General features: G+C 72.9%; 1 protein-coding gene. It reads left to right on the top strand.

Going from position 1 to position 1,525, the window contains the following annotated elements; genetic code table 11:
- The coding region (locus AC08OO_RS10310; protein WP_476618450.1) for an alpha/beta hydrolase family protein at positions 1–1,516 on the top strand (1,516 nt) is incomplete at its 5' end.
- Positions 1,517–1,525 lie beyond the last annotated feature (9 nt).

The raw sequence follows: 1,525 nt of genomic DNA, 5'->3' as shown, positions 1-1,525 counted from the left end.
CGGGTACCGCCTGCTGCTGCGGGAGGGCCCCCGTGGCGTCCGGCGGGTGCTCGTGGTCGACACCATGATCGCAGCCGGGGAGGGGATCGCAGCCGGGGAGGGGATCGGCGGGTCATGGCAGGTGCCCGGCGGGACGGCGACCACCGTGACCGGTCGGTTCGTCGCCGACGGCCGTCGCCTGCTGCTGCTGTGCGACATCGGGCGGGACCGGGCCGCGTTGTTCGACGTCCCCGTCGACCCCACGGGCGATCCGGCCGGCGGGCCGCGGGTCCTCGCCGCCCGGGATGACGCCGATCTGGAGCGGTTCGCCCTGCTCGATCCGGATCGGGCGGTCGTCGTCTGGAACGTGGGCGGGTGCAGCGAGCTCGCGCTGGTCGATCTGCCCACCGGACGGTCACTGACGCTGCCGCCGCTTCCCCGCGACGTCGTCACCGGCGTGCTCGTCCGGCCCGGGGGGCGGGAGCTCGTGCTTGCTCTGGATGGTGCCATCAGGCCGGGGGAGATCTGGACCTGGGATCTCACCGCGCCATCCGCCGGCTACCGTCGGCTGATCTCGCACGCTCCCGTCGAGGCAGTGACCATCCCGGGACCGCGGGTCGTCCTGAACATCGACGTTGACGGCCTGGGATCCGACAGCCCGGGGCTATCCGGGCCATCCGGGCCATCCATGCCATCCATGCCATCCGCGCCGGCGCGTGTACCCGGGATCCCCGGGCCCCGCACCGGTGACCACCCGCGGCTGGTCCGTCCGGTGCCGTGCGCCCTGCCGGCCCACGACGGCCGGGAACTGTCCGGTTGGTGGTACCGCCCGCACGGCCCGCGAGGACCGGTCCCGACCCTGCTCCACCTGCACGGCGGCCCGGAGGCGCAGGAGCGTCCCGTCTACAACCCGCTGTTCCAGGCCGTGCTCGCCCGGGGGATCGCGGTGTTCGCGCCGAACGTGCGCGGCTCCACCGGATTCGGCCGGTCGTTCGAGGAGGCCGATCACACCCATCGTCGGTTCGGCGGCATCGCCGACGTCCGCAGCTGCGTGGCGCATCTGGTCGCGGCGGGCCTGGCCGACCCGGACCGGATCGGCGTCGCCGGCCGCTCCTACGGCGGCTATCTGACGTTGGCGGCGATGGTCCACTTCCCGGAGCTGTTCCGGGTCGGGGTAGACGTCTGCGGGATGGTTGATCTGGAGAGCTTCTATCAGTACACCGAGCCGTGGATCGCCGCGTCCGCGGTCACCAAGTACGGTGATCCACGCACCGAGCCGGCGTTGCTGCGGGCGCTGTCCCCGCTGCACCGGATGAGCGCCCTCGCCGCGCCGTTGCTCGTCGTGCACGGGGAGAACGACACCAACGTCCCGGTGATCGAGGCGGAGCAGACGGTCGCCGCGGCCCTCGCTCGCGGCGTCGACTGCCGTTACCTGCTCTTTCCCGGCGAGGGGCACGAGATCGCGGATCTGCGCCACCGCAGGTCGTTCGTCCGAGCCGTCGTCGACTGGCTGACCCCCCGGCTGCTGACCCCCTGACCCCCTGAC

The organism is Frankia sp. CeCAU1, assembly GCF_977971845.1.
This window is presented reverse-complemented; position numbering and strand designations above follow the sequence as displayed.